Annotated in this window: 18 protein-coding genes and 3 pseudogenes; 16 read left to right on the top strand and 5 right to left on the bottom strand. The window is 64.1% G+C overall.

All coding sequences use genetic code 11. The features are described 5' to 3' along the window. Positions 1-110 precede the first annotated feature (110 nt). The 5 genes and pseudogenes from ACFYOH_RS35485 to ACFYOH_RS35465 all read left to right on the top strand — a co-directional run. A pseudogene (locus ACFYOH_RS35485) lies at positions 111-227 on the top strand (IS5/IS1182 family transposase); the annotation flags it as partial. A 305-nt stretch (positions 228-532) separates the two neighbouring features. Continuing rightward, a complete protein-coding gene (locus tag ACFYOH_RS35480; protein ID WP_388634497.1) occupies positions 533-3205 on the top strand; it encodes a DEAD/DEAH box helicase family protein in 2673 nt (890 codons plus the stop codon). Continuing rightward, complete coding sequence (locus tag ACFYOH_RS35475; RefSeq protein ID WP_388634494.1) at positions 3202-4662, top strand: N-6 DNA methylase; 1461 nt, start codon at positions 3202-3204, stop codon at positions 4660-4662. Before ACFYOH_RS35480 ends, ACFYOH_RS35475 begins: the two co-directional genes overlap by 4 nt. Then, the gene (locus ACFYOH_RS35470; RefSeq protein WP_388634491.1) at positions 4659-6020 is read left to right on the top strand and encodes a restriction endonuclease subunit S; all 1362 of its coding nucleotides are present in this window, start codon (positions 4659-4661) and stop codon (positions 6018-6020) included. The genes ACFYOH_RS35475 and ACFYOH_RS35470 overlap by 4 nt, the downstream gene beginning before the upstream one ends. A 227-nt stretch (positions 6021-6247) precedes the next feature. After that, positions 6248-7162 (top strand): aminoglycoside phosphotransferase family protein, encoded by a 915-nt coding sequence (locus ACFYOH_RS35465; protein ID WP_388634488.1) that lies wholly within the window; start codon positions 6248-6250, stop codon positions 7160-7162. Positions 7163-7165: 3 nt separating this feature from the next. Here ACFYOH_RS35465 and ACFYOH_RS35460 read toward each other — a convergent pair whose 3' ends face one another. After that, the gene (locus tag ACFYOH_RS35460) at positions 7166-8542 is read right to left on the bottom strand and encodes a sporulation protein (protein ID WP_388634485.1); all 1377 of its coding nucleotides are present in this window, start codon (positions 8540-8542) and stop codon (positions 7166-7168) included. Positions 8543-8749: 207 nt separating this feature from the next. Between ACFYOH_RS35460 and ACFYOH_RS35455 the strand changes: the two genes are divergently transcribed. Further along, complete coding sequence (locus ACFYOH_RS35455; RefSeq protein WP_388634482.1) at positions 8750-9316, top strand: ATP-binding protein; 567 nt, start codon at positions 8750-8752, stop codon at positions 9314-9316. Positions 9317-9640: 324 nt separating this feature from the next. After that, a pseudogene (locus tag ACFYOH_RS35450) lies at positions 9641-9939 on the top strand (hypothetical protein). A 368-nt stretch (positions 9940-10307) separates the two neighbouring features. Here ACFYOH_RS35450 and ACFYOH_RS35445 read toward each other — a convergent pair. Then, complete coding sequence (locus ACFYOH_RS35445) at positions 10308-11087, bottom strand: GntR family transcriptional regulator (RefSeq protein WP_388634479.1); 780 nt, start codon at positions 11085-11087, stop codon at positions 10308-10310. 163 nt (positions 11088-11250) lie between these two features. Here ACFYOH_RS35445 and ACFYOH_RS35440 point away from each other — a divergent pair, with 163 nt between their 5' ends. The 5 genes from ACFYOH_RS35440 to ACFYOH_RS35420 all read left to right on the top strand — a co-directional run bounded on the left by ACFYOH_RS35440 (position 11251) and on the right by ACFYOH_RS35420 (position 14899). Then, entirely contained in the window at positions 11251-11595 is a 345-nt protein-coding gene (locus ACFYOH_RS35440; protein WP_030992802.1) for a hypothetical protein, read from the top strand. Then, positions 11595-12896: an FtsK/SpoIIIE domain-containing protein gene (locus ACFYOH_RS35435; RefSeq protein ID WP_388634476.1), complete on the top strand. Its 1302-nt coding sequence runs from the start codon at positions 11595-11597 to the stop codon at positions 12894-12896. Before ACFYOH_RS35440 ends, ACFYOH_RS35435 begins: the two co-directional genes overlap by 1 nt. Then, positions 12893-13090 carry a hypothetical protein gene (locus tag ACFYOH_RS35430; protein WP_388634473.1) on the top strand — a complete coding sequence of 66 codons (198 nt, stop codon included), beginning with the start codon at positions 12893-12895 and terminating at the stop codon, positions 13088-13090. Before ACFYOH_RS35435 ends, ACFYOH_RS35430 begins: the two co-directional genes overlap by 4 nt. A 295-nt stretch (positions 13091-13385) precedes the next feature. Continuing rightward, a complete protein-coding gene (locus tag ACFYOH_RS35425; RefSeq protein WP_388634754.1) occupies positions 13386-14744 on the top strand; it encodes a replication initiator in 1359 nt (452 codons plus the stop codon). After that, positions 14741-14899: a hypothetical protein gene (locus ACFYOH_RS35420; protein ID WP_388634470.1), complete on the top strand. Its 159-nt coding sequence runs from the start codon at positions 14741-14743 to the stop codon at positions 14897-14899. Before ACFYOH_RS35425 ends, ACFYOH_RS35420 begins: the two co-directional genes overlap by 4 nt. Positions 14900-14963: 64 nt before the next feature. Here the strand turns inward: ACFYOH_RS35420 and ACFYOH_RS35415 are convergent, their stop codons facing one another. Both ACFYOH_RS35415 and ACFYOH_RS35410 read right to left on the bottom strand, forming a co-directional pair. After that, positions 14964-16577 (bottom strand): recombinase family protein, encoded by a 1614-nt coding sequence (locus tag ACFYOH_RS35415; protein WP_388634467.1) that lies wholly within the window; start codon positions 16575-16577, stop codon positions 14964-14966. A gap of 935 nt (positions 16578-17512) precedes the next feature. Further along, positions 17513-17719: a hypothetical protein gene (locus ACFYOH_RS35410; RefSeq protein ID WP_388634464.1), complete on the bottom strand. Its 207-nt coding sequence runs from the start codon at positions 17717-17719 to the stop codon at positions 17513-17515. 246 nt (positions 17720-17965) lie between these two features. Between ACFYOH_RS35410 and ACFYOH_RS35405 the strand changes: the two genes are divergently transcribed. Further along, complete coding sequence (locus ACFYOH_RS35405) at positions 17966-19870, top strand: HEAT repeat domain-containing protein (RefSeq protein ID WP_388634461.1); 1905 nt, start codon at positions 17966-17968, stop codon at positions 19868-19870. Between the two features lie 262 nt (positions 19871-20132). Here the strand turns inward: ACFYOH_RS35405 and ACFYOH_RS35400 are convergent, their stop codons facing one another. Further along, complete coding sequence (locus tag ACFYOH_RS35400; RefSeq protein WP_388634458.1) at positions 20133-20786, bottom strand: VWA domain-containing protein; 654 nt, start codon at positions 20784-20786, stop codon at positions 20133-20135. Positions 20787-21124: 338 nt separating this feature from the next. Between ACFYOH_RS35400 and ACFYOH_RS35395 the strand changes: the two genes are divergently transcribed. From ACFYOH_RS35395 to ACFYOH_RS35385, 3 genes and pseudogenes are all read left to right on the top strand, one after another. Further along, positions 21125-21349 (top strand): hypothetical protein, encoded by a 225-nt coding sequence (locus ACFYOH_RS35395; RefSeq protein WP_388634455.1) that lies wholly within the window; start codon positions 21125-21127, stop codon positions 21347-21349. A gap of 24 nt (positions 21350-21373) precedes the next feature. Continuing rightward, positions 21374-21805, top strand: a complete 432-nt coding sequence (locus tag ACFYOH_RS35390) for a hypothetical protein (protein ID WP_388634452.1) — start codon at positions 21374-21376, stop codon at positions 21803-21805. Positions 21806-22066: 261 nt separating this feature from the next. Then, positions 22067-22868: pseudogene (locus ACFYOH_RS35385) on the top strand (transposase); the annotation flags it as partial. Between the last annotated feature and the right edge of the window lie 93 nt (positions 22869-22961).

The following is a 22961-nucleotide window of genomic DNA, read 5'->3' as shown; positions in this document are numbered from 1 at the left end:
ACCAGGGTGTCCTGCCCGATCGGCAACTGTGGCGCCTGCTGACTGCGCACAGGTACTAGCGCGGCACCCCCGTGACATCGGATTCCGGCCGACCGCGGACCGTGCCATTGCTGGCGCATCTGCGCTGCGGGCATACGTACGCCCACCATGCCGCTGGGCTCGGGATCGACATCGCCATGGCGTACCGGCAGATGATGGAGGCCCTCGATGTCCTGGCCGCGCTCGCGTCGGAGGGCGGCACCGGCTGTCCGAGCGGCAAGCCTGTCTACTCCAGCAAGAACCGCAGGCAAAGACGGCCGTGCCCGCCTTCGTCTGGCGACATCAAACTGAGGTTGGAAGAGACTCCATGGAACCGCATGGAGGGGCGACGGATAGACGGCCCCTGTCGCTCTGGGCAGCCAGGGTACGCCTCCGTTACGTCTCCGCATTGTCGGTGGCCAGCGCTAGAGTTGACCTCCACCACACGCACTGTGGAGGGGGCTCTCGGTGCGTGCTGGCGAAGGGCATGCGATGACGGTTCGGGGAGGGTGCCATGGAGCGTGAGGCTGCCACGCGCAAGCGACGGATCGATCCGAAACTCGTTGCGGCTGGCTGGACCGTTACGCCATATCAACCCTCCTCCAGGCCACCGCTGACCGCAGCCGTTGAGGAGTGGCCGACCGAGGCTGGTCCGGCCGACTATGCCCTGACCGATGACGGGGCCATACGTGCCGTTGTCGAGGCCAAAAAGGTCACGGTCGGGCCGCAGGGGGTGCTGACGCAGGCTGAGCGGTACTCCCGAGGCGTTAACGACGGTCCGCGATTTCGGGGCGAGTTCGGCGTACCGTTCCTGTACTCGACGAACGGTGAGCAGATCCACTTCCACGACGTACGACGCGAGCAGAACCGCTCGCGGCTAGTGTCCGGGTTTCATACCCCGACAGCGTTGGCGGAGATGCTGAGTCGCGATCTTGATGTTGAGCTGGCCGCACTTGGGAGAATGCCGGCCAACCAGCGTCTTCGTCCCTACCAGGTTGAGGCAAACCAGGCAATCGAGCAGGCTATCGCTGATGGCAAGCGCAAAATGTTGGTCACGATGGCCACCGGCACGGGCAAGACGCTGACTACGGTTAACGAGGCGTACCGGCTGATGAAGTCAGGCGTAGCTCGCCGGGTCCTGTTTTTGGTTGACCGCCGTGCGCTAGCCGCGCAGACCATGCGGGAGTTCACCTCGTTCGAGGCTGAGCCAGGCCTCAAGTTCGACAAAATCTACTCGGTCTACTCGCAAGCCTTCCGGCGCGAAGACTTCGACGATGATGCACCGTTCGATGTCAACGTCATGAGTAATTCGCTGCTGACCCACCCACAACTTGGCGATGCCTTCGTCTACGTCACCACGATTCAGCGCATGTCGATGAACCTGTTCGGTGGTGAGCGCGCCCTCAAGATCGACGGTGGCGACATTGACGCTGATGTGGAGCAGCTTGACATCCCGATCCACGCGTTCGACCTCATCATTGCAGATGAATGCCACCGCGGTTATTCGGCTCGTGAGCGTGCAATCTGGCGGGATACCCTTGACCACTTCGATGCCATCAAGATCGGCCTCACCGCCACGCCGGCGGCCCACACGATGGCATATTTTGAGAACCTCGTCTTTCGGTACGAATATGAACGCGCCGTCCGCGAGGGGTACCTCGTCGACTACGATGTGGTGAAGGTTCGCTCGGACATTCGCATCAACGGTGTCTTTCTCCGCGAGGGCGAACAGATCGACGAGATCGACCCAGAGACCGGTAGCAGACAGCTTGATCTATTGGAGGACGAGCGAACCTTCGACGCCAGCGAGGTTGAGCGTAAGGTCACCGCGCCTGACTCCAACCGAAAGATCCTTGTAGAGCTCAAACGCTACGCTGAAGCGTACGAACAGGAGCATGGCCGCTTTCCCAAGACCTTGATCTTCGCGACCAACGACCTGCAGCATGTCTCGCATGCTGACCAGCTCGTGAGAATGGCCCGCGAGATCTTCGACAGAGGCGAAGAGTTCGTTGCCAAGGTCACCGGACGAGTCGACCGCCCACTCCAGCTGATTCGGAAGTTCAGGAACCGTCCAAAGCCTGGAATCGTAGTCACGGTTGACCTGCTCACCACCGGCGTGGACATCCCAGACCTGGAGTTCCTTGTATTTCTCCGTCCTGTGAAGTCTCGCATTCTGTTTGAGCAGATGCTCGGTCGTGGCACTCGCCGAGGCGGTGACCAGGCACCAGACAAAGATCGCTTTGTCGTCTTTGACTGTTTCGGCGGCAGCCTATTGGCGTACTTCAAGGGTGCCACGGGCATCACCGCTGAGCCGGCCGAGAGCGACAACAAGTCGAACGCCCAAGTCATCGAGGAGATTTGGCAGAACAAGGACCGTGACTACAACGTCCGTCGGCTGGTGAAGCGCCTCCAACGCATTGCCAAGTCGATGAACGGTGAGGCGTATCAACTTTTCTCGGCCTTCATTCCGGATGGCGATCTGGGCGACTGGGCATCCAAGCTGCCTACCCTGCTGCGCACGTCATTCATGGGTACAATGGGCATCCTGCGCGATCCAAGCTTCCAAAACCTCCTGGAGCACTATCCCCGAGGTGGACGCACCTTCGTCGTTGCGAGCAGCGCTGTCGACGACGTAAGTTCCGAATGGTTGATCCGCGGCGCTACCGGTCGGGAGTATCGACCCGACGACTACCTGACCGCGTTCAGCGACTTCGTCCGCAGCGAAGCGGACAAGGTTGATGCTTTGATGGTCCTATTTAAACGTCCGCAGGGCTGGAATCCGCGCGCCCTGACTGAGCTGCGTGATGCCTTGAGTCGGGCACCAGAGCACTTTACCGAGGCGAACCTGGAACGTGCTTTTCGCGCCGAGTACGGCAAGGCTCTCGTAGACATCATCTCGATGGTCAAGCGCGCTGTACTCGACGCAGCTCCGCTCCTCACTGCCCAAGAGCGCGTCCAGGCAGCTGTCGCTCATGTGACGGCCGGTCGTGAGCTCACCGGCGAGCAGCAGCAGTGGATCGGATACATTGAGCAGCATCTGATCGAAAACCTCTCGATAGACCGCGAGGACTTCGAGCTCATCCCGATCCTGTCATCCCGCGGTGGATGGCGACGCGCCAGCCGCGTCTTTGGTCATCACTTGCCTGACCTGATCAATCAGTTGAACGAGGAGCTAGTCGCCGCATGACCGACGTCGTAGGGAAACTCTGGGGCTATGCCCACTCGTTGCGCCACGATGGTGTCGATTACGGCGACTACATTGAGCAACTCACGTACCTGTTGTTCCTCAAGATGGCCGATGAGCAGGCCATCGAACTGCCCATGTACGTGGACAAAGACCCTGCTGGCAGCGACGTCCAGGTGCCGTGCGACTGGCCACACTTGCGCAAGCAGTCTGGCACTGAACTGACCGAGCACTACTCCAAGCTGCTGGTGGCGCTCGGTAAGCAGCAGGGCATGCTAGGCGACATTTTCTCCGGTGCACAGAATAGGCTGACTAAGCCAGCGACGTTGAGTCGACTTATTAAGGCTATCGACGAGACTGAGTGGACCAGCCTCGACGTTGACGTCAAGGCAGCGGCGTTCGAGGGCTTGCTAGAGAAGTCGGCCGCTGAAGGAAAGAAGGGCGCTGGTCAGTACTTCACGCCGAGACCGCTCATCCGGACGATGGTGCGGCTCATCCAGCCTGACCCCCGTGCGCATCGGCAGTTCACAATCTGCGACCCAGCGTGTGGTACCGGCGGTTTCCTCGTCGCTGCGTACGAGTGGCTGAAGGAAGAAACGGGTGGGGCACTCGACCGCGAGACCGCTAAGCAAGTTCGGGCTTCGACGTACTACGGACAGGAGCTGGTCGAGCGTCCCCGCCGGCTTGCGTTGATGAATCTTTACCTGCACCAGGTGGATCCGCATATCACACTCGGTGACTCGCTCTACGAAGCCCCAGACAGTCGGCGCTATGACGTAGTTATCACCAATCCCCCTTTCGGGAATAGAGGTGCAAACCAGGCGCCAGTCCGAGAGGACTTCACTATCGAGACTGCCAACAAGCAGCTCAATTTCGTCCAGCATGTCCTAACCATTCTTAAGCCTGGCGGACGTGCCGCAATTGTAGTGCCGGACAACGTTCTGTTTGCCGATAAAGCTGGCGAGGTCTTCGAGATCCTAATGCAGGATGCTGACGTCCATACTGTGTTGCGGTGTCCACGAGGCACGTTCAATCCGTATACTCCGGGCACGAATACGAACGTCATCTTCTTCACTAAGGGGCGCCCTACTCGGAAAGTTTGGGTATACGACGCGCGTGCGAACGTTCCAAAGATCACAAAGAAGAGCCGACCGCTGACACCGGCACACTTTGCTGAATTTGAGAAATGCTACGGCGGCGACCCTAATGGTCTGAGCGAGCGGGCTATCGGCGATTCGCCGGAGAATCGTTGGCGCAGCTTTACGATTGACGAGGTTAGGGAGCGTCATTACAAGCTTGACAGCTTTAAATGGCTTCGCGATGAAGATCTCGATGACCCAGACGAGCTGCCGGAACCTGAAGAGCTGATCACCGAAGCGATGGAGGAGCTGCAACTTGCTCTTGACGGGCTAATCGACATGCAGAAGCTGCTGGGCAATGGTTCCGGAGGTGTGCTGTGACCGTTGTCGACGCACCGCCCGGATGGTGTATGGCGAAGATCGGCGATCTTTTCGATTCTTGGGGTGGCCATACGCCCTCGAAGAGCGATGAAAGCTACTGGGGTCCTGGAATGCCCTGGGTTTCGTCTAAAGATATCAAGTCTTCACGCCTATCTTCGAGTACGTTGACCGTCACTCAGAAGGCTATTGACGAAACGAAGCTCCGTGTCTGCCCGCCAGGATCAGTCCTTGTAGTGGTACGTAGTGGCGTGCTTGCCCATACGTTGCCTGTGGCGGTGACTGAAGTGCCCGTAACCATCAATCAGGATGTTAAGGCATTTTATTCCGAGGAGCCTCTGCTGAATGAGTGGCTCGCGCTCTTCCTTCGAATGAGTGCTCGCAAGCTACTCGTCTCAAGTCGTCGGGATGGGACGACAGTCCAGAGCATTCAGTACCCTCTGCTGAAGGGTACCCTGCTGCCCGTGCCGCCAATTGATCAGCGTCGCAAACTGATTGACTCGGCTGAGGAAGCTTTTTCGAAACGCGAAAGCGTATTGCCGCACCTTACCTCGGCCCAACAGATTACTGGACGCCTGGATCGGGCGGTTCTGGTTGCCGCCACTTCAGGAACGCTCACATCCGAGTGGCGGAACGAGAACCGTCCCGAACCGTCTCTGACGGCGCTGCAAGAGAAGCGTGAGGCAAATCGGCAGCGGTTGGGGCGCAAGTACAAGCAGCCCAACCTTCCTTCTCGAGACGCCCTGCCGCCAATCCCAGACGAGTGGTGCTGGGCGGCATTGCCGGAGCTGGGAGAGTTGGGGCGCGGTAAATCGAAGCATCGACCGCGGAATGACCCAGCCCTTTTTGGTGGCCCGTACCCATTTATTCAGACCGGTGACGTCGCTCGCTCGGGCGGCCGGATCATGGAGCACTCCCAAACCTACAACGAACGAGGGCTCACTCAAAGTCTTCTCTGGCCTACTGGGACTGTGTGCATCACTATCGCCGCCAATATCGCAAATAGTGCTCTGTTGACCTATCCTGCATGCTTTCCTGACAGTGTAGTTGGATTGATTGCGGATGAGGATATCGCACTGCCCGAATACGTTGAACTGTTTATGCGCGTTGTTCGACGTGACTTGGCTTCTTTTGCTCCCGCTACAGCTCAGGCGAACATTAATCTGGCCATTCTCTCGCAGGTGGCAGTGGCTCTTCCGCCTATCGACGAACAGCGAGAAATTGTTCGTCGTGTTGGTAAGCTATTGGAAATCAAGGAGCAGGTGTCGGCGAGACTGGGCGTGGCCTCATCGCTTCTATCTCATGTAGGCCAAGCCGCTCTACTCAAGACGTTCCGTGGGGGGCTGGTGGAATCAGCCTAAATCTCCGGAGTCCGACGCTTAACCAGGCGTGAAGTCGCTCCTCGAGATAGCATCGAGCTTTGAGAGTCGCCGTATATCCGAGCACATAGCGCCGTAAGGACTACGTGCCCCCTCGTTTCGTAGCCCTCCCCCCGATACTGTCGGAGCCGTGTCTGGCGCACGGCGGGTTGGTCACCCGGTGAGCGTGCGCTGGCTGATCGCGCGCGACTAGGGGAGTTGTTACGGGCATGGCGGTTGACGCTGCTCGCACGGAAGAGGGGTTCACGTCGGCCAAGGCTGCGCGGGTGGTGGCTGCCGCGTGCCGGGCTGCAGGGCTCGATGACAGAGGCGCTGAGCTGATCCGGCTGGGAGAGAACGCGCTGTTCCGACTGGCCACGGCGCCTGTGATCGTCCGAGTGGCTCGGGGCGAACCGTGGTTGCCGAAGGCTCGTGTCGAGGTTGCTGTTGCTAGGTGGCTAGCCACAGAGGGGTTCCCGGCGTCCCAACTCGTTGACGGCCTGGAACAGCCGTTCCTCGTCGACGGCCACCCGGTGACCTTCTGGCGCCTCATTGTGGAGGGCGACCGTAAGGCCACGTACGGCGAACTGGGCGGCATCCTGAGGGACCTGCACTCCATGACGGTGCCCGCGGATCTTGAGCTGCCTGCGTTCGATCCCTTCGACAAGCAAGAGCTGCGGATCAGTAAGGCGCCGATCCCAGACAATGACCGGGTCTTCCTCCGCAAGCGGTGGCAGGAGCTGCGCGGGCAGTTCGAGGAGTTGAGGTTCGAGACTCCGAAGGGGCCGGTGCACGGTGATGCTCACGTCCAGAACCTCATGGTGAACGATCGGGATGAGGTGATCCTGATCGACTTCGAGGCCTTCTGCTTCGATCACCCGGAGTGGGACCTGATGGTCACGGCGGTCGAGCATCATAGCCTTGGGTGGCAGACCGATGAGCAGTACGCGGACTTTGTGCGGGCGTACGGGCGGGACCTGTACGACTGGCACGGTTACGACACGCTCCGGCGGCTGCAAGAGTTCGGCATGACGACGTGGCTCATGCAGAACGTGGAGGAGAACGAGGAGACGGCGGCCGAGTACTGCCGGCGCATCGCTGGCTTGCGTAACGACGATGCGCCGCGCGATTGGCGCCCCTGGTAGCTGCTACTCGTCCTCGTCGTCCAAGCGGGCGAGAGCTTCGCTCACCTGCTCGTTGAAGGCGACGACGGCGGGGTGCGCGGCGTGGGCGCTGACCTCGGCCTGGAAGTCGGTGACGTAGCGCTGGAAACGGGAGGACTGGAGAGAGTCGCCGCCATCCACTGCAAGGCTTGCGGTGGTGACGGCGGCTTCCAGCTCGCCGTTCAGCAGCTGGCTCTGGGCGAGCACCATACGGCAGAAGCCCAACGTGCGGGCGTACTGCGGATCGGTACTGTCGACGGCGCGCTGTGCGTGCTCGACGGCTTCCCGTCGCATCTTCAGGTCCCGGAAACAGTGGCAGAACTCGCCCAAGAGTTCGGCGTCATCGAAGTAGCTCAGCCATGCCGGGTCATCGGCACCTTCGGCACGCTCGAAGTGTCGTTCCGCTTGGGTCATTGCCTCCGACGCTCCGGCTCGGTCGCCGGCGTTGGAGAGCGCGCGGGCCTCCATCGCCCAGTAATTCGCCATGGCTCGCGGAGTGGCTTGGCCTTTGGCGCCCTCGACGGCTGCGCGGGCAAGCTGGATGGCTTGGGTGTGGTTGCCCAAGTAGTTGGCCTGGTGGCTGAGGTTGCCCAGGATGCGTGCACCGAACATCCGGTCGTTGATGACCTGGGACAGGCGCAGTGTGGAGGTGAGGTAGCGGTGGGCAAGCCGGTGGTTGCCGACGTCGTATGCGGTCCATGCGAGCAACTGCGAGACCTCGGCGGCGGCCCCGAACAGCGCTGTACCTACCTTCTCGCTGTAGCTGGCGTTCAGCAGGGGAAGCACCTCATGACGGAAGTAGTGGCGTAATGCCTTGTGGCCGTGGCCTCCGCCGTACTTGAAGTCGAGCTGCATGAACATCGAGGCTGCATCCCTGATCGCGCGTACGTCACGCATGCCGACTCGTTGGTGCGCAGGCTTGTCGGCCTGGATGCCGTCAGGCCGCGCGATCATCCATGACAGGACAGCTGAGCTGAGGTCGGCGTCCGCAATGATCAGTTGGTCTGAGGCTGGGGTGTCGGCCGGCTCCTGCGCAAGGCCGTCCAGCATGGACAGGGCGTCGGGAACCGTGCTCGGGTAGCCGATCGGCTCGGGGGTGGGCGGCCGAGTGTGGTCGAAGAAACCGAGATCGCCCGGTGTGATGCGGCGGCCCAGCTTGGCACTGAGGACGTCGGCCATGATCGCTGCCGTCTCCGGCTTGATGCCGACGCCATCTCGCCAGCGCTGCACAGCGATGTGTGTCGTTCCGAGACTGATACCTCGCTGGGCGGCAGCGTCCTTCATCCGCTTGGCCAGCCCCTTGTTGGAGACCCTCGCCTCGTCCATGACCGCGATCAACTGAGCGTTCGGTTCTCGGCTCATGCTCCCCTGCCAACCCGAGAATTACGGCGAGTGTTCATCGTGTCACAGCAGTGTCGCGTTGCGGGGTTCATTGGTGAACCCCCTTCGCATTTGCTGGTGTTCACGTGAACCCCTCGATGAACGCTCCCGGCCAAGCCTGCCGCGCCGTTCACTGGTCACCACTGTTCGGCGGGCCAAGGGGCTCGCCGGTGCACGGGAGGGAACGCGGTGGAAGCGCGGCAGAGCAAACACACAGCGAACGCCCCGACGGTGGGCGCTCCGCACCGCTCGTGGCACGACCCCTCCAGCGGCCACTTCAGGGCGCTGACGGTCTACGCAGAGGACCCGGACTGCGTCAAGGCCGCGCGGGACATGGTCGGCTCCTACCTCACGACCTGGAGTCTGGGGTACGTGGTCGATGACGCGAAGCTCGTCGTATCGGAACTGGTCGGCAACGTCGTCCACCACGCCGTACCGGATGAGCGCCTGTCGATGGCCGGTGCGAAGAGGCGCATCGACGTGTGGCTGATCAATTGGCCGGGGCTGCTCGGGATCGGTGTCTTCGACGAGGACTCGAATCCTCCCGACCTTCCGGCGGGTGAATTTCTCTCGCCGGATCTGGCTGGCGACTTCGTCGAAGCGCTCGTACCGGATCGGGGACGGGGGCTGATGATCGTTCAGCGCCTGGCCGATGCGGTGTGGTGGTCGCCGGGTCTCAAGGGTGCCGGCAAGTCAGTGTGGTGCCGGTTTGACCTTGATCGCGTCTGGGCCGACTGGTTCGAGTCGTCGGCCTGACAGACGCCGGGCCGCTACCCCTGCTCTGCTCCCTCGCGATCGGGAGCGGGGCGGCGGCCCGGTCACCGGCCGGAGCCTGACCACTCCGGCCGAAGGGGCGCGGTCTCTCGGACGGCCCGGGGGCTCCCCTCCCGAGCGAGAGTCCGCGCTTCACATCCCCATATAGGCCGGGCCACCCCGTCAGCCCTGGAAAGCGAAGGGTGGCCCGGCTGGGAACACGGCGGTTCCCGGTGCCTGATGGTACCGGGGCCGCCGTGCTGCGTTTCTGCCCCGGTCCAGAGAAGTTGATGATCCGTTACCTAGATCAGGGCAGAGGTGGGCAAGGTGACTGGCTCGGGTGAAGGCTGGCCGAACGATGGTCTCGATCTGTCGGGGGCGGACTCCGGTCTCTGGGTGTCCGGGGTGGACTACATCTCCGGTTGGCGTGAGGCGCGCGCGAGGCTGCTGACCGGCTGAACCGCGCACTCCTGGGTGCGGGCTTGGAACTGTCCGCCGTTCGGGCCGTCGCGTCCACGAACGAGGACGGGCACGGGGTGGTGCGGCTGACGGGCTGGCCGGCCGCCGTGGACCGGCTCGCTGGGCTCCTGGAGGCACGCGCGGACAGCGATGGCGGTGCAGCGTGAGGGGTGCTTCCTCTGGTGAAGTCTGTCTGAGGTCGGCTACTCCCCTGCTTGATGCCGCAGCCACCGACAGTCAGCCACGACGATGCCGTGCGGCGAACGAGCTGGCACGCGTGTGTCTCGCTCAGCCACCCACCGGCAGCAACCACGCTTCCGTGTTCTTGATCGTCGCGGCCGGTACCGCCCGAGACTCGGCACCGATGGTTGGTCGACGCCTCGACTCCTTTGGCGTGCTGCGGGCGGGGGCGCCGGCCGACCGGACGGGACCGGCGTCCACGCCGCACGCCCGGCCGGGGCGGCAGGACGCCCCGGCGCGCCGCAGGCGCGCCCTTGAGGAAGTGAAGGCAGTTTCGACCGATCGTTGTCGGCGGTCAGGCGCGGGAGCGTCGTGCGGGCTGCTTGTCGGCGGTGATCCGGTAGGCGAGTTCGGCCCGGTCGGCGCCGAAGCGCAGTTCTTCGAGGATCAGCGGGCGGTCGTCGGTGCCGTGCGCGACGCGGCTGACGTGCAGGATCGGTGTGGCGTCCGGGAGCTGGAGCGTGGTGCGCTCGTCGGGCAGGGGCATGCGTGCCCGTACGGTCTCGGACCAGGTGAGCCCGTGCCCGGACTGGGTGAGCACCCAGTAGAGGGCGGCCGATGGCTTGCACGGCTCCTGACCGAGCAGGGGAACGGCGTCGGCAACCTCGAACGGGATCAAGGTGCGATGCATGGCGCGCGTCCCAGTGCTGGGGTCAGTGAGCAGTCGGTCACAGCCGAACAGGGCTTCCTCGGCTTCGAGTTGGAGGAGCCGGCCCGTGGTTTTCGTCGTGCGGGTCCGGTAGGTGCTCGGCTCCTCGGCCTCCTGCCAGATGTCGCCGCTAGGCATCACGAACTTGCCGTCGCTTGTGCGGCTGACGCCCCTTTCCAGAGTGAGGACGGGCTGACCGCTGGAGCGGACAAAGCTGCCCTTGCCGTGCCGGACGTCGATGAGGCCTTCGGCCCGCAGTGCCGCAATGGCGTTGCGGACGGTCGGCCGGGAGACTCCGTAGCGGGCCATGAGCTGGGCCTCGGACGGCAACAGGGAGTCGGGCGCGAACTCGCCGGACAGGATCGCTTCGCGGATCGCGGCGGCTACCTGCTGGTAGAGGGCTCCGGGGCGCTGGATCTCCGACATTCGGTCATCTCCGAGTGAGGTCGTAGGCACGTCGCACGCGCGACATCACTCGTCAGCATAAGTAGTTGCGCTACCGCCGTACAGAGCTCCATAGTCATCACTCGTAAGGACAAGTGACGTCAGGATCTGCCTGACGTCCTGACTGGCCAAGGAGGCCAACGAAATGCAGTCCATTCCCGTGGACACGGCGCGGCTGGGCGTACTGCGGTGCGCCATCGCTCCGGAAGCAAAGCTCAGCAATCCCGAGACGCAGGAGGTGAAGAGGGACCGGGACGGCAATCCGGTGTGGACCGTGGCGGTCACCGTGCGGCAGGACGGACGGCGGATCTCCGTCATCGAGATCGCCGTGAGCGGTCAGCCGAAGGGCATCGAGGAAGGGCAGATCGTCAAGGTCACTGGGCTGACCGCGTTCATGTGGTCGATGGGGGACCGGCACGGCGTCAGCTTCCGTGCCGATGCGATCACTCCCGTGACCGGTCCGGCGCATGCCAAGGGCGGTGACGCCTGATGGGACCGCTCCTGCTCGCCCTCGGCTTGGCCGTGCTGGCGTGGGTGCTCGTCGTCGGTGACCTGGTCCGCCGGCACCGTCCGGTCTGGCACTGGTACCTGGTCGGCTACCCGGCCACCGCCTGCCGGGTCGTGTTCACCTGGCGCAAGGTCGCGACGCTCAACGACCTGGCCGTGGCCAAGCGTCCGCCGCGCGGGCTGCTCGGCGACCTGGTCGTCAAGGGTGACCCGCTGCGGCCGGTGGCCCCGCGGATCTCTTTCCCGCGCGCCACCCGCATGGGGCTGACCGTGCTGGTCCGGCTCCATGCCGGACAGACCCCGGCGACCTTCCTGAAGGCGGCGGACGCGTTCGTGCACGCGTGGAAGGTCCACGCGGTCCGGGTCACCTCGCCCGAACGCGGGCTCGTTCTGCTGAGGGCAACGGCCACGGATCCGCTTCAGCGACCCGGCTTAGCGTCTGCTCCGGCCGAGTTGCTGTCGGCGCTCATCGGGGTCCTGGAGAGCGGCGGCGCCTGGGTGATGAACCTGCGGCTCGTGCCCCACTGGCTCATCGCCGGTGCCACCCGCTCGGGCAAGTCCACGCTGCTGGCCCGGCTGATAACCCAGCTCGCCCCGCAGCCGGTCGCCCTGGTCGGCATCGACTGCAAGGGCGGCATGGAACTGGGCCTGTTCGCCGACCGGCTCAGCGCGCTGGCCACCTGCCGACGCGAAGCGGTCACCGTGCTCTCCGCGCTCGTGGTCGACATGCAGGACCGGATGAGCGCCTGCCGGTCGGCCGGGGTCCGCTCCATCTGGGAACTGCCGGACAAGCTCCGGCCGGTGCCGGTCGTCGTGATCGTGGACGAGATCGCCGAACTGTACCTGTCGGACGGCACCCGTGAGAGCAAGGCGGAAGCCGAACAGTGCTCCACCCTCCTGCTCCGCATCGGGCAGCTTGGGGCAGCGCTCGGCCTGCACCTGGTCGTTGCCGGCCAACGCGTCGGCTCCGACCTCGGCGCCGGTGTCACCGCGCTGCGGGCTCAGCTCGGCGGCCGGATCTGCCACCGCGTCAACGACCCTGCCACGGCCGAAATGACCCTGGGCGACCTGAACAAGGACGCGGTAGCGGTCGCCCAGTCGATCACGGCAGAGGAACGCGGCGTGGCCGTCTGCACCGGCCCCGACGGCGGCTGGAGCCGCGCCCGCTCCCACCTCACCCCGACCGAGGAAGCCGTCTCCACGGCGCGGAAGTACGCCGCGACGGCGCCGGAACTGCCCGCCCTGAACGGCGCCCTTGAGGTGCCGGAAGGAGACGACAAGTGATCAGCGAAGGTGCGGCGTTCACGTTCTCGGTGATCTTCGGGATCATCACCGTCCTCCTCGTCCGCTCACGCGACGTGCGCGCCTGGGAAGCGGTCTGCGTCGGCCTCTTCGGCCTCTACCTCGGACAGACCCCTGTGGTCTTCACCGTCCACGGTCTCGTGACCTGGCTCATCAGCGGCTTCGCCCACCACTGACCCGAAGGGACACACAGCCATGCCCATGCCTCGCGTGAGGTGCCCCCACTGCAAGGGCGACGGAGCCCGCAAGACCTGGACCGGACGCATCCGCCGCTGCCGCGTCTGCCGGGGCACCGGAACCATCCGCTGACCACCAACCCGCCCCCGACACGGAGGTGATCCCCATGACCCGCCCCGCACCACCAGCCGTCCATGCCCCTGCCGCCTCGGCGGCCCACCCCGGAAGGCCACCACCATCACCCCGGACTTCACCCCGGCTGACCGGCGCGCCGCCCTCGACCGCGCGGCGCGTCTGCGTCAGCTCCCCGAAGCAGACCGCGACGCAATCCGCCTCGCTCAAGACCCAAAGTTCCCTCGCCTGCTGGAGCAGATCACCGCTACCGGCGGCTGCTCCCGCCCCGTCCACCTCTCTGGCTCCACCACCACCGTGGACGGCACCACCGGCGAGATCCTCCACCACTACGACACCCGCACCGAACCCGGCGAACGCCTCCTCGTCCGCTGCCGCAACCGCCGCGCAACCATCTGCCCGGCCTGCTCCCGCCTCCACGCCGGAGATACCTACCACCTCGTCCGCGCCGGCCTCCTCGGCGGCAAGAACGTCCCCGATGCCGTCCGCCATCGCCCGCGACTGTTCGTAACCCTCACCGCTCCGTCGTTCGGCCCGGTGCACCGGTCATCGGAGCTGTGCCGTCCTCGCCGCGACTGCGGCACCTGCGAACACGGCCGTCCCCTCGGTTGCGGCCTCGTCCACGCGCCTGAGGCACCGAGTGTCGGCCAACCACTCTGCCTCGACTGCTACGACTACACCGCGCACGTCCTGTGGCACGCACACGCCTCCAAGCTCTGGGACCGCTTCGTCATCGACGTCCGGCGGCGCCTCGCATCATCGGTCGGCCTGGTGCAGTCCCGCTTCGCCCGGCACGCCCGGCTGTCCTTCGCCCGCGTCGCCGAATATCAGAGGCGGGCGGCCGTCCATGTGCATGCTGTCGTCCGCCTCGACGGCCCGACCGGACCCGGAGACGAACCTCCGACCTGGGGCACGGTCGAACTCCTCATCGACGCCGTACGCGCCTCCGCTCGGCGGGTCCTGGTCCGTACGCCCTACAGCCCCGCTGTGGGCGAGTTGAACCTACGCTGGGGCGCCCAGACCGACGCCCGGCCCTTACGGACCGACGGTGACGGCCCTGACGATGACGCGGTCGCCGCGTATGTCGCCAAGTACGTCGCCAAAGGCGCAAGCGACACAGGCGCCGGCACTGACCACCCACTCTCGACCTGGGCCGACATCGAGTCGGCACCAGTGAGCGAACACACTCGAACCCTCATGCGGACCTGCTGGCGCCTCGGCGGCCTACCCGAGTACACGCCCCTCCGCCTTCGCGCCTGGACTCACACGCTCGGCTACCGGGGACACATCCTCACCAAATCCCGCGCCTACTCCACCACTTACGCAGCACTTCGCGCCCAACGCGCCAACCACCAGTGCCACACCGACATACCCGACGCAATCACCGAACGGAACTGGCGCTACGTCGGCTCCGGCCACACCCCCGGCGCTGCCCTCATCGCGGCCGGCGTTGCCGAAGATCTCGCCGAGTCTCGACGGCTCGGCCTGGAAAGGAGGCAAGAGGGGGAGTGGTGCCGATGACCGCTCCGACCGAACGTGAACGTCGGAAGGCTCGGCCCGTGTCGCTGCCTCGGGCTGATGACGAGACGGCTGTGAGTCTGATCGAGAGCGAGATCGTGATCGTTGACGATGACGGCACGGAAGAGCCATTCGACCCCGCGTCGTGGTTCGACTGACACGAAGAGCCGCCTCCCCGTACACCTCGAGAAGGCGGCTCTTTTCGTGCGTAGTGCGGCCTTGTCAGAACGCTTCCGCGAAGTCGTCCTCTCGTATCACGAGCCGCTCACGTACGTCCCTCGGGACCAGTAGGCGGAGGTGCACCTTCGGGGCCCGCACCTTCGGTACCTTCGTGCGGGTGACCTCGCACCGGATACCGACTCGGCGCAGGTCTGCGGCCATGGCTTCCATGCCGCCTTCCTGCCAGTGTTCGCGGAAGGTTTTTCCGCCGTGGACGTTGACCCACCGGTCCTTCGCCGTCTCGGGGTCGATGGCTTCCAACTCCCCGATGAGCTTGTCGAGCGTTGCCTCTGCCTGTTCCTTCGTGAACCGGGTCTTTGTGTACCGGCCTCCGGGTTCGAGTTCCTTCATGTAGAGAGCGATGGACTCTTGAAGGCGCTTGATCTCCCGTCGCACTTCGGCACCCTCGGCGTACTGGCGAACCTGCACCGGGAAGTCGCCGAGGACCTTGAGCACGTCCTCCACGAGACGCTCGTAGACCTGGTCGGGGTCGGGTGCGCCGAGTCCGCCGCTCTTGCAGTTGCGGCACCGAAGGTAGTGGTAGATCCCGAACTTGTTGTTTGTGATCTTTACCGTCATGTTCGTCTTGCAGTCGGCGCACAACAGCACACCGAGGAACTGAGTCGCTCCGCCGACACGACGCGGAGGCTGGTTCTTCTTGCGCTTGTCGAGAGCGGCGCCGAGGGTCTCGAACTCCTCCTCGGTGAAGATCGGGGGAGCAACCTTGATCGGCCTGCCGTCCTTACCGAGGATCGCTTTCGAGCGCCGTTGCCCTCCCTGCTTGTCCTCCTCTACTCGGTAGCCAAGAAGCGCAGGGTTGCGGAGGCGGCGGTGGAGCGTCGCCACGGTGAGCCCCTGGCTCATGAGCCCGGACCGCTTCAGGCAGCGCACCATGAAGCTGGCGGAGCGTCCTCGGAGTGCCATGCGTCGAGCCCAGTGCAGTGCCTTGTGGGCATCGGGGTCTGTGACGAGGACGGGCTTCCCCGAGTGGTCCTCACCCGTCACGTAGCCGTATGTCGGCTTGCCGATGATCCATTCTTCCTGAGTCTTTGCGTAGTCCCACAGGCTGGTGACTCGGGTGGAAGTGTTGGCAGCTTCGATCTCCGCGATACCGCCAATGATCGTGACCATGATCTTTCCGGCGGTCGTTGTGAGATCAAGGCTGTCGTTCTTCGAGACGAGGTTCTTCCCGCGTTTCAGGCTCCACTCGATCATCGTCGAGAGATCAGAGAGGCGGCGTACGAAGCGGTCGAGCTTCCAGAACAAGAGCTCATCGAACTCAGGAGAGCGGTTGTTCAGCCAGTCCCCGAGTTCCTTCCTCTTCCACGGCGGGACCTTCGTCGCCGACACGTTCAGGTCCGAAGCGACGCCGACGACTCGGCAGCCTCGCTCCCTTGCCAGGATGCGAAGGTCGAGTTCCTGCCGCACCGGCGACGTGGTTTCGTCCGTCAGTACAGACAGGCGGACGGATAAGAGGGCCCGAGGAGCGTCCTCGGGGAGCAGGGCCTCAGCCTGCTTGAGTTCCTCCAGGAGCGCGAGATCTGCGTCAGTCCACTCGGTCTCAACCGAGTACTGCCTCTGGTCGGCTGCTGTGCGTGTCCGCGTACGTGTCCCCATGTCTGCGACCGTAGAGCTGGATTTGCCTGTGTGTCCATATGGCCGCAGATGGACACGGCCATACAAATCGGCCCGACCGGCAAGAAGTTGCTGCCTCTGACGGTCAAGAACGCAGGTCAGGCACCCGCATCGAGTGGTCACGCGCATTGAGGTGAGCGGGGCACTCGATTGGGTGGTTGAGGCGTTGGCGGGGGCGAGCGAGGAGGAGGTGACGGCTGCGCTGGGTGCGGTCGGCGCTTCAGTCCTTCGCCCATCGGCGCCGCCGGTGTCCTCTCGGACGCCGCTGCTGGACCCTGGAAGTTCCCCGTACATCGTTTCCGAGGTGGAGTGGGTCTGAGGTCCGTACTGCGTGTGTGTGACTGCGTGGCTTCGCGAGCCCCCTTTCCTGATTGGGAAGGGGGCTCGTTGGCGTTCGGTGGTGCCTGAGTCCACGGGCTTTGCCGCTGTGGACTGCCTCACGCGGCTGAGTTACGACTTGCTGTACGTCATCAAGGCGGCTTGCTCCGCTCACCGCGCGCGGCCCGGCCCCCGGCCGCTCCTGCCGCTCCTGCCTTCGTCCCGCTCCAGCCCGGCCGGTGTCCGTGCCGCGCGCATAGCAGCGAGCTGAAGACCACAACGCGAGTGCCGCCGGGAGCGGCCACGGTCAGAACGATGCCTCCGGCGGGGGATCGGCCTGGCACCGGGATGGAGGGGGCGCCGTCGCCGACCGCGGGTCCGTCGTGGCAGGTGTTGGGGGGCTCCCATCCCGTACACCGTCGACCCAGGCAGAGCCGAGCGGACGTGGTCCATGGCAAGCGGTGTGTTTCACGCCTGTCGGGCGGACGAGGCACGGCCACTCTCGTGGCTGGCTGCCGAGGTATGACCGGTCACTCGACGCGGTACCGACCGCTGGGCACTTCCCCCCCGGCATCAAGGAGACGGTGGGGAAGAGCCGGTCAATGACCCGAGTCCTTATCCGTGCGGGTCAAGATACGGCGCACGTGCTGCAGGCCCCAGGAGGTTACGGTGACGACGAAGGCGGCTGCCACAGCGCCGAGGAACTCGGGTACCGCAGCCAACAAGAGGTGCACCGCGACTTCTCGCAGACCGGTCGGAGCCGGCAGGTCAATGAGCAGAGCGACATCATTGGGCGTAGCCGTCACGGAGACGACCTCCTTCGCATCATCCCCGACTTCCCTGCGAAGCCGGGCGAGGTGCGGCGACAATGGGCCGTCCGGATCTGATCGCCAAGCGCCTGCGGGACGGACGGGGACCAACGGGGACACCGAACGCAAAGCCGTAGGTCCACAGCGCGGCGGCACGTGGCAGCCGGAGCTGTCCCAGGGACACGGTGGGGCTGTCTGGGACGGGCGGCTCCGCAGCAGAGGACGAGGATGGGGATGCGGCCCATGACCAACCAGGAAAGTTCCGGAAGCGGCCCGCGGCTCGACTACGCGAACTTTCTGCAACGTCAGGCCCGAGAGGCTGGTCTGGGCGCCCGAGACATTTCTGAACGCTTTGCCCGCGCACGGGAAGTGCAGGACGCAAAGGCGGCGAAGGCCGACAACGGAAGCAGACCGGAACCCCCGATCAGCACGATGGCCTGCTCCAAATCGCACATCGGCCGGTTATTGAAGGCGCAGGCCTTGCCCAGTCCACTCTGGCCTTTCACCCTCCAGTTCTTACGGATCACCAACCGAGCAGCAGGCCTCAGCGCGGAGGAGCACCGGAAGCGCTGCATTCAGGCCCGCGTCTTGGTCAACGCCATTCAGGACGCCCCCCAACCGCAGATCACGCGCACGCCCGCCCGCAGCGACAACACAACCGCAGGGGACAACACACCCGAAGAAACCATCGCCACCCTGCGTCTTGAAGTGGATCTCGAACGGGCGCGCCACACCGAAACTCGCCTGCGCTACGCCCTGAGGGACTCCCAGGTTCTTATGGCGACCTTGTGGAATATTATCAGCGCCTTACGGGATATCATCTCCAGCCATCACGCCCTTGAGGCCCGCGTCTACCACACCAGCGGTGATCCCGCAGAGCTCGCGCGGCTGCGTAGTGAAACCCAGCAGGCCCTTGCCCACAAACGCACTGGCCACGAGGAAGCCTATCGAGTAGCGGCACGCATGCGCAGACTTGAAGAATCGTGGGAGCGAGCCCGTGCAGAATTGCACCGTCTCTCTCTGGACCCAGGCGCCTTCGATTTAGTCCCGCTTCCCTGCGACCACGCACTGTCGCCCCAACCTGTTCTCCCACAGGACCTCCTCGCCTCCAGTGTCCTCGACGACATAGCCGCCGCCCTGAACAAGGCCAAATCGCTCAACGACCAGGAAGAGCTCGAAGCCTGCGCTTTGCAGCAGACCCTCATGCCTACTGATCCTCTCCAGTCCGAAGACGAACTCGCCATTTTGGTGGCCGCCACACACCTGACCAGCGTCAATAACCGACGTATGGCTCTGGACGGCCTCCTCCGCGACTGGCCCAATCAACCCGAAACCCGAGATGCCCTATTTCGCCTCACCAACGACGATGACGCCGGCATCCGGGCACGTGCCGTGCAAGCACTGTCGGAGAATTGGCCGGACCATCCTGACGTCGGCGAACTCACCCTTCGTATAGTCCGTGATGACCATGACCGCGTCAGGAAATCTGCTACACGCGGGCTTGCACGGGTATACCCCGGAGATGCTGTCGCGCGCGACATCCTTATCCGCCTCGCGAAGAATGACCGGTATTATGGCGTCCGATGCAGTGCCGTTGACGGGTTGGCAAAGAGTTGGCCGGGCGACTCTGAGGTAGCCAAAGAGCTCCTTGTCCTGACCCGTGATGAGCACGCCCGTGTCAGGAAGACTGCTGTTTGCGCATTGGCAACGGGCTGGCCAAATGATGCTGGCATCGCCGAGACCCTCGTAAAGCTGACCTTCGACTTCAGCAGCGACGGCGTTCGTGACTCCGCAAGGGCGGGCTTGCGTGCTGCGTGGCCGCGTGCTGCTGCTGTCCGTGAGGTGCTCCACCGACTTGCCCGCTCCAACAGATACCCTCACCGGGGTCTTGCCGCATCACTGTGGGGGGATCTGGGACGAGGGTACACCGAGGCCCGTGAGGTTCTCGTGCATCTAACGTTTGACGAGCACCCATCAGTGAGACGCGAGGCTCTATTTGAGTTTTTTGAGAATTGGCTATATGACCCCATCGTCCCCGATGTACTTCTTCGCCTCACCACTGACCCCGACGAAAGGATTCGAAAAACGGCTTCGGAGTGGTTGAGGTCCGGCCGGGGGCTGTGGCCCCACGCGGATGCCTCTACCTGACAGGCGGCGCACTCCACCACTTCGCCCAACCGGCGCCGGTGGAACTGGCCTTGCCGTGTGTGGAACTTCAGCAACACGGCGAAGCCCCGACGCGTCACACCGCGCCTGACATCCCCGCGTGACATCAACAGCGCCGAATGTCAGGACTCGTGGACGGTCTGGCATGGCCAGCATGGCCGGGTCAATCGCCAGTAGGGCCGAAGAGCGATCGAACTCCTAAAGTGGATGTCGTAGCTCAGATTTCCGCACGTCCAATGATCCCCTATCGAAGCACACCAGCTGTCCGAGCAGCCGCTAGCCAGGAAGGAAATTCCTTCATTAGGAGGTCATAAAGATCAGCCTCAGAGCGCTGAGCGGGGTTCTGTCCAGCGCCGAAGTAACCTGCGTTATCGACAGTTCTCCCGGTGAGATTATCGAGGCTCCGAAGGAAGCGAAGATCCTTGCTTAGCCCGAACCCAACGAACTGCCAGAAGATCGACATAGAGCTGGACTGCCGCAAAAGGTCTCTAGTCTCTTTACGGTCGAACGGATCCCCGTCCGACTGAAAGATCACGAACGCTGGATCGGTGGACCGACTAGCCTGGTAGTGATCGATGACCGCTTGCATCGCTGGCGCATAGCTTGTGCCGCCCCATTCCAAGGCTTGATGGAGATCTTCAATACGCCCCTGATAGTTGCCCAAGCTAATCTCGGTCACCAAATCGACCTCATGCGAGAAGAATACGATTGGCACAACGCCGTCATCATCGAGGTTCGCGGAAAGCCCTAGCGCCTGCTCCGCCAAGAGTTGCATCGTGCCGTTGTCGTAAAACCAGCCCATGCTGCCGGAATGGTCAAGAACTAGATAAACCGCTGCGCGTTGGCCCAAGACCTCGTGTTTGGCGAGAGACACATGAGCTGCCTTGTAGAGGTTCACGAGCCCAGGCGCCGACCGCTGAACCTTGTCGAGACTGATGGCGGGGCCCGGAGTCGCTCCAGTCTGTGGTGATGTCGAGGCAGGCGTCGGCGGCCCAGTCCCGTCGTCGTCCACCACGACACCGAAGTGCGGATCCACTGGGTCTTGCGCCCGAGTGCGGGGAGAGGGAGTTCTACACGGTCCAGGACCGTGAGAACGCAGCCCGGCTCCGGGCTGACGGAACTCCGTGGCCCAGCGACGAGCACCGGGCTCACCTGGGTCCCGGAGTGTATTCATGGGGTTCACGGGAAGAGGCGGAGCGCTACGCGGAACTCTTGCGAAACCGGCGCGGGGCTGACGTGGAGATCATGCCGTTCCGTGTCAGCGAGTCGGACCTGGCCGCCATGAACCAGGCCCACGTGGGCACCATGAGCGACACTGAGATGGACGAGTTCATCGATCGCCACAGCATCATGTATGGGCGTGGTGAACCACATGACTACGACTACATCTCCCGTCCCACCAACATGGGAACAGAGCACTACTTCCACTCCCGTGTCTTCGGTCGACTGAGATTCCTCTGAGGACGGAGAAGAGAGAGACCGCACGTGGCATTCACGTACATCTATAAGAGGCGTATCGGCTCGTGGGGGCTCGTCGCCCGCGTCACGCTCGACGTCCAGCCCATCGACGAGCCGCCGCGTGAGGGGCGGAGAATTGACGACTCACACGTCTGGTGGCTGCCGCCGCAGGGGATTCCCTCGGCGGACGAGAGATGGATGGCGTTCGGTCTCGGACTGGTGGCCGGACAGCTGGGCACCTTGAGGGACGGCGCCGATGCCCTACTCGTACGCGTGGACGACTGGGACGTACCCATGCTCACGGACTACCAGGAGGAAGTAGCCGCCGCGGCTGTCATCGAGTGCCTGCGGGAGAACTGCGGCATCGACGGCGTCGACATCGGCCTGACCTTCGACCGAGAGAGGAACCGCTACCAGTTCACCTGGGACGGTGCGTCGACGGAGCCGGGCCTGGATTGATTCAGAGGTGCATGACCAGTGCGTTTAATCGGTTATGAGACTGTTGCGGTATGGCCGTAGATGGATACTTGGGTGCAAGTAGGCCCGACCGGCGCGAAGTTGGTGCCGCTGACGGTCAAGAACGCTGGTCAGGCGCCCGCCTCGAGGAGCAATGCTCAGATCCTGTCGGTGGATCGGCTCGGCAGGGCGTACCTTCCCGAGTGATCGATCGATGGGTATCGAGTAGGCCCGCGTTGCCGCGCGGGTCGGGAAGGCACGCCAGTGCTCAGCGCAGTGAACGGCGACGGCACCACCGTCATCGGCTCCTCCCTGATCGATGAGATCGTCCGCGAGGGTGCGAGACGGATGCCGACCGCCGCGCTGGAGGCCGAAGTAAACGCTCGCATAGCCGAGTTGGCCGACGAGCGGGACGACAACGGGCGCCGTCTGGTGGGGCGCAACGGCTACCACAAGCCCCGGCAGGTCACCACCGCGGCCCGGGCGGTCGAGGTCAAAGCGCCGCGGGTGAATGACAAGCGGGTCGACGACGAGACGGGCCAGCGCACGCGGTTCTCCTCGGCGATCCTGCCGCCGTGGTGCCGCAAGTCCCCGAAGATCAGCGAGGTGCTGCCGCTGCTCTATCTGCATGGTCTGTCCTCCGGCGACTTCGTGCCGGCCGGCCCTGGAACATTTCCTGAACACGGCGGGCCTGTCACCGGCGACGATCACCCGGCTCACCCAGCAATGGCAGGCCGACCACCAGGCGTTCGGCAAGCCTGACCTGTCCGGCAGCGACTACGTCTACGTGTGGGCCGACGGCATCCACCTGCGCATCCGTCTGCGGGAGGCGAAGGCGTGCGTGCTGGTGCTGATGGGCGTGCGCGCGGACGGCACCAAGGAGCTGATCACCATGAGCGACGGCTACCGCGAGTCAGCCGACTCCTGGGGCGATCCGCTGCGCGACTGTCACCGGCGCGGGATGCGAGCTCCGGTCCTGGCGGTCGGCGACGGCGCGCTCGGATTCTGGAAAGCCCTGGCCGAGGTGTTCCCCGAAGCCCGGCATCAGAGGTGCTGGGTTCACAGAAGCCGTAAAGAATCAACCTGTCGGTGTGTCGGTTTCTTCATGCGAGGCGGCAAGGAGATCGGGGGCGGTGCGGTAGCGGGTCGTGGCCGGGGG

It is taken from the genome of Streptomyces sp. NPDC007856, assembly GCF_042868225.1.
GTDB lineage: Bacteria > Actinomycetota > Actinomycetes > Streptomycetales > Streptomycetaceae > Streptomyces.
Note: the sequence above shows the minus strand (reverse complement) of the source record. Positions and strands in the feature narration are given on the sequence as shown.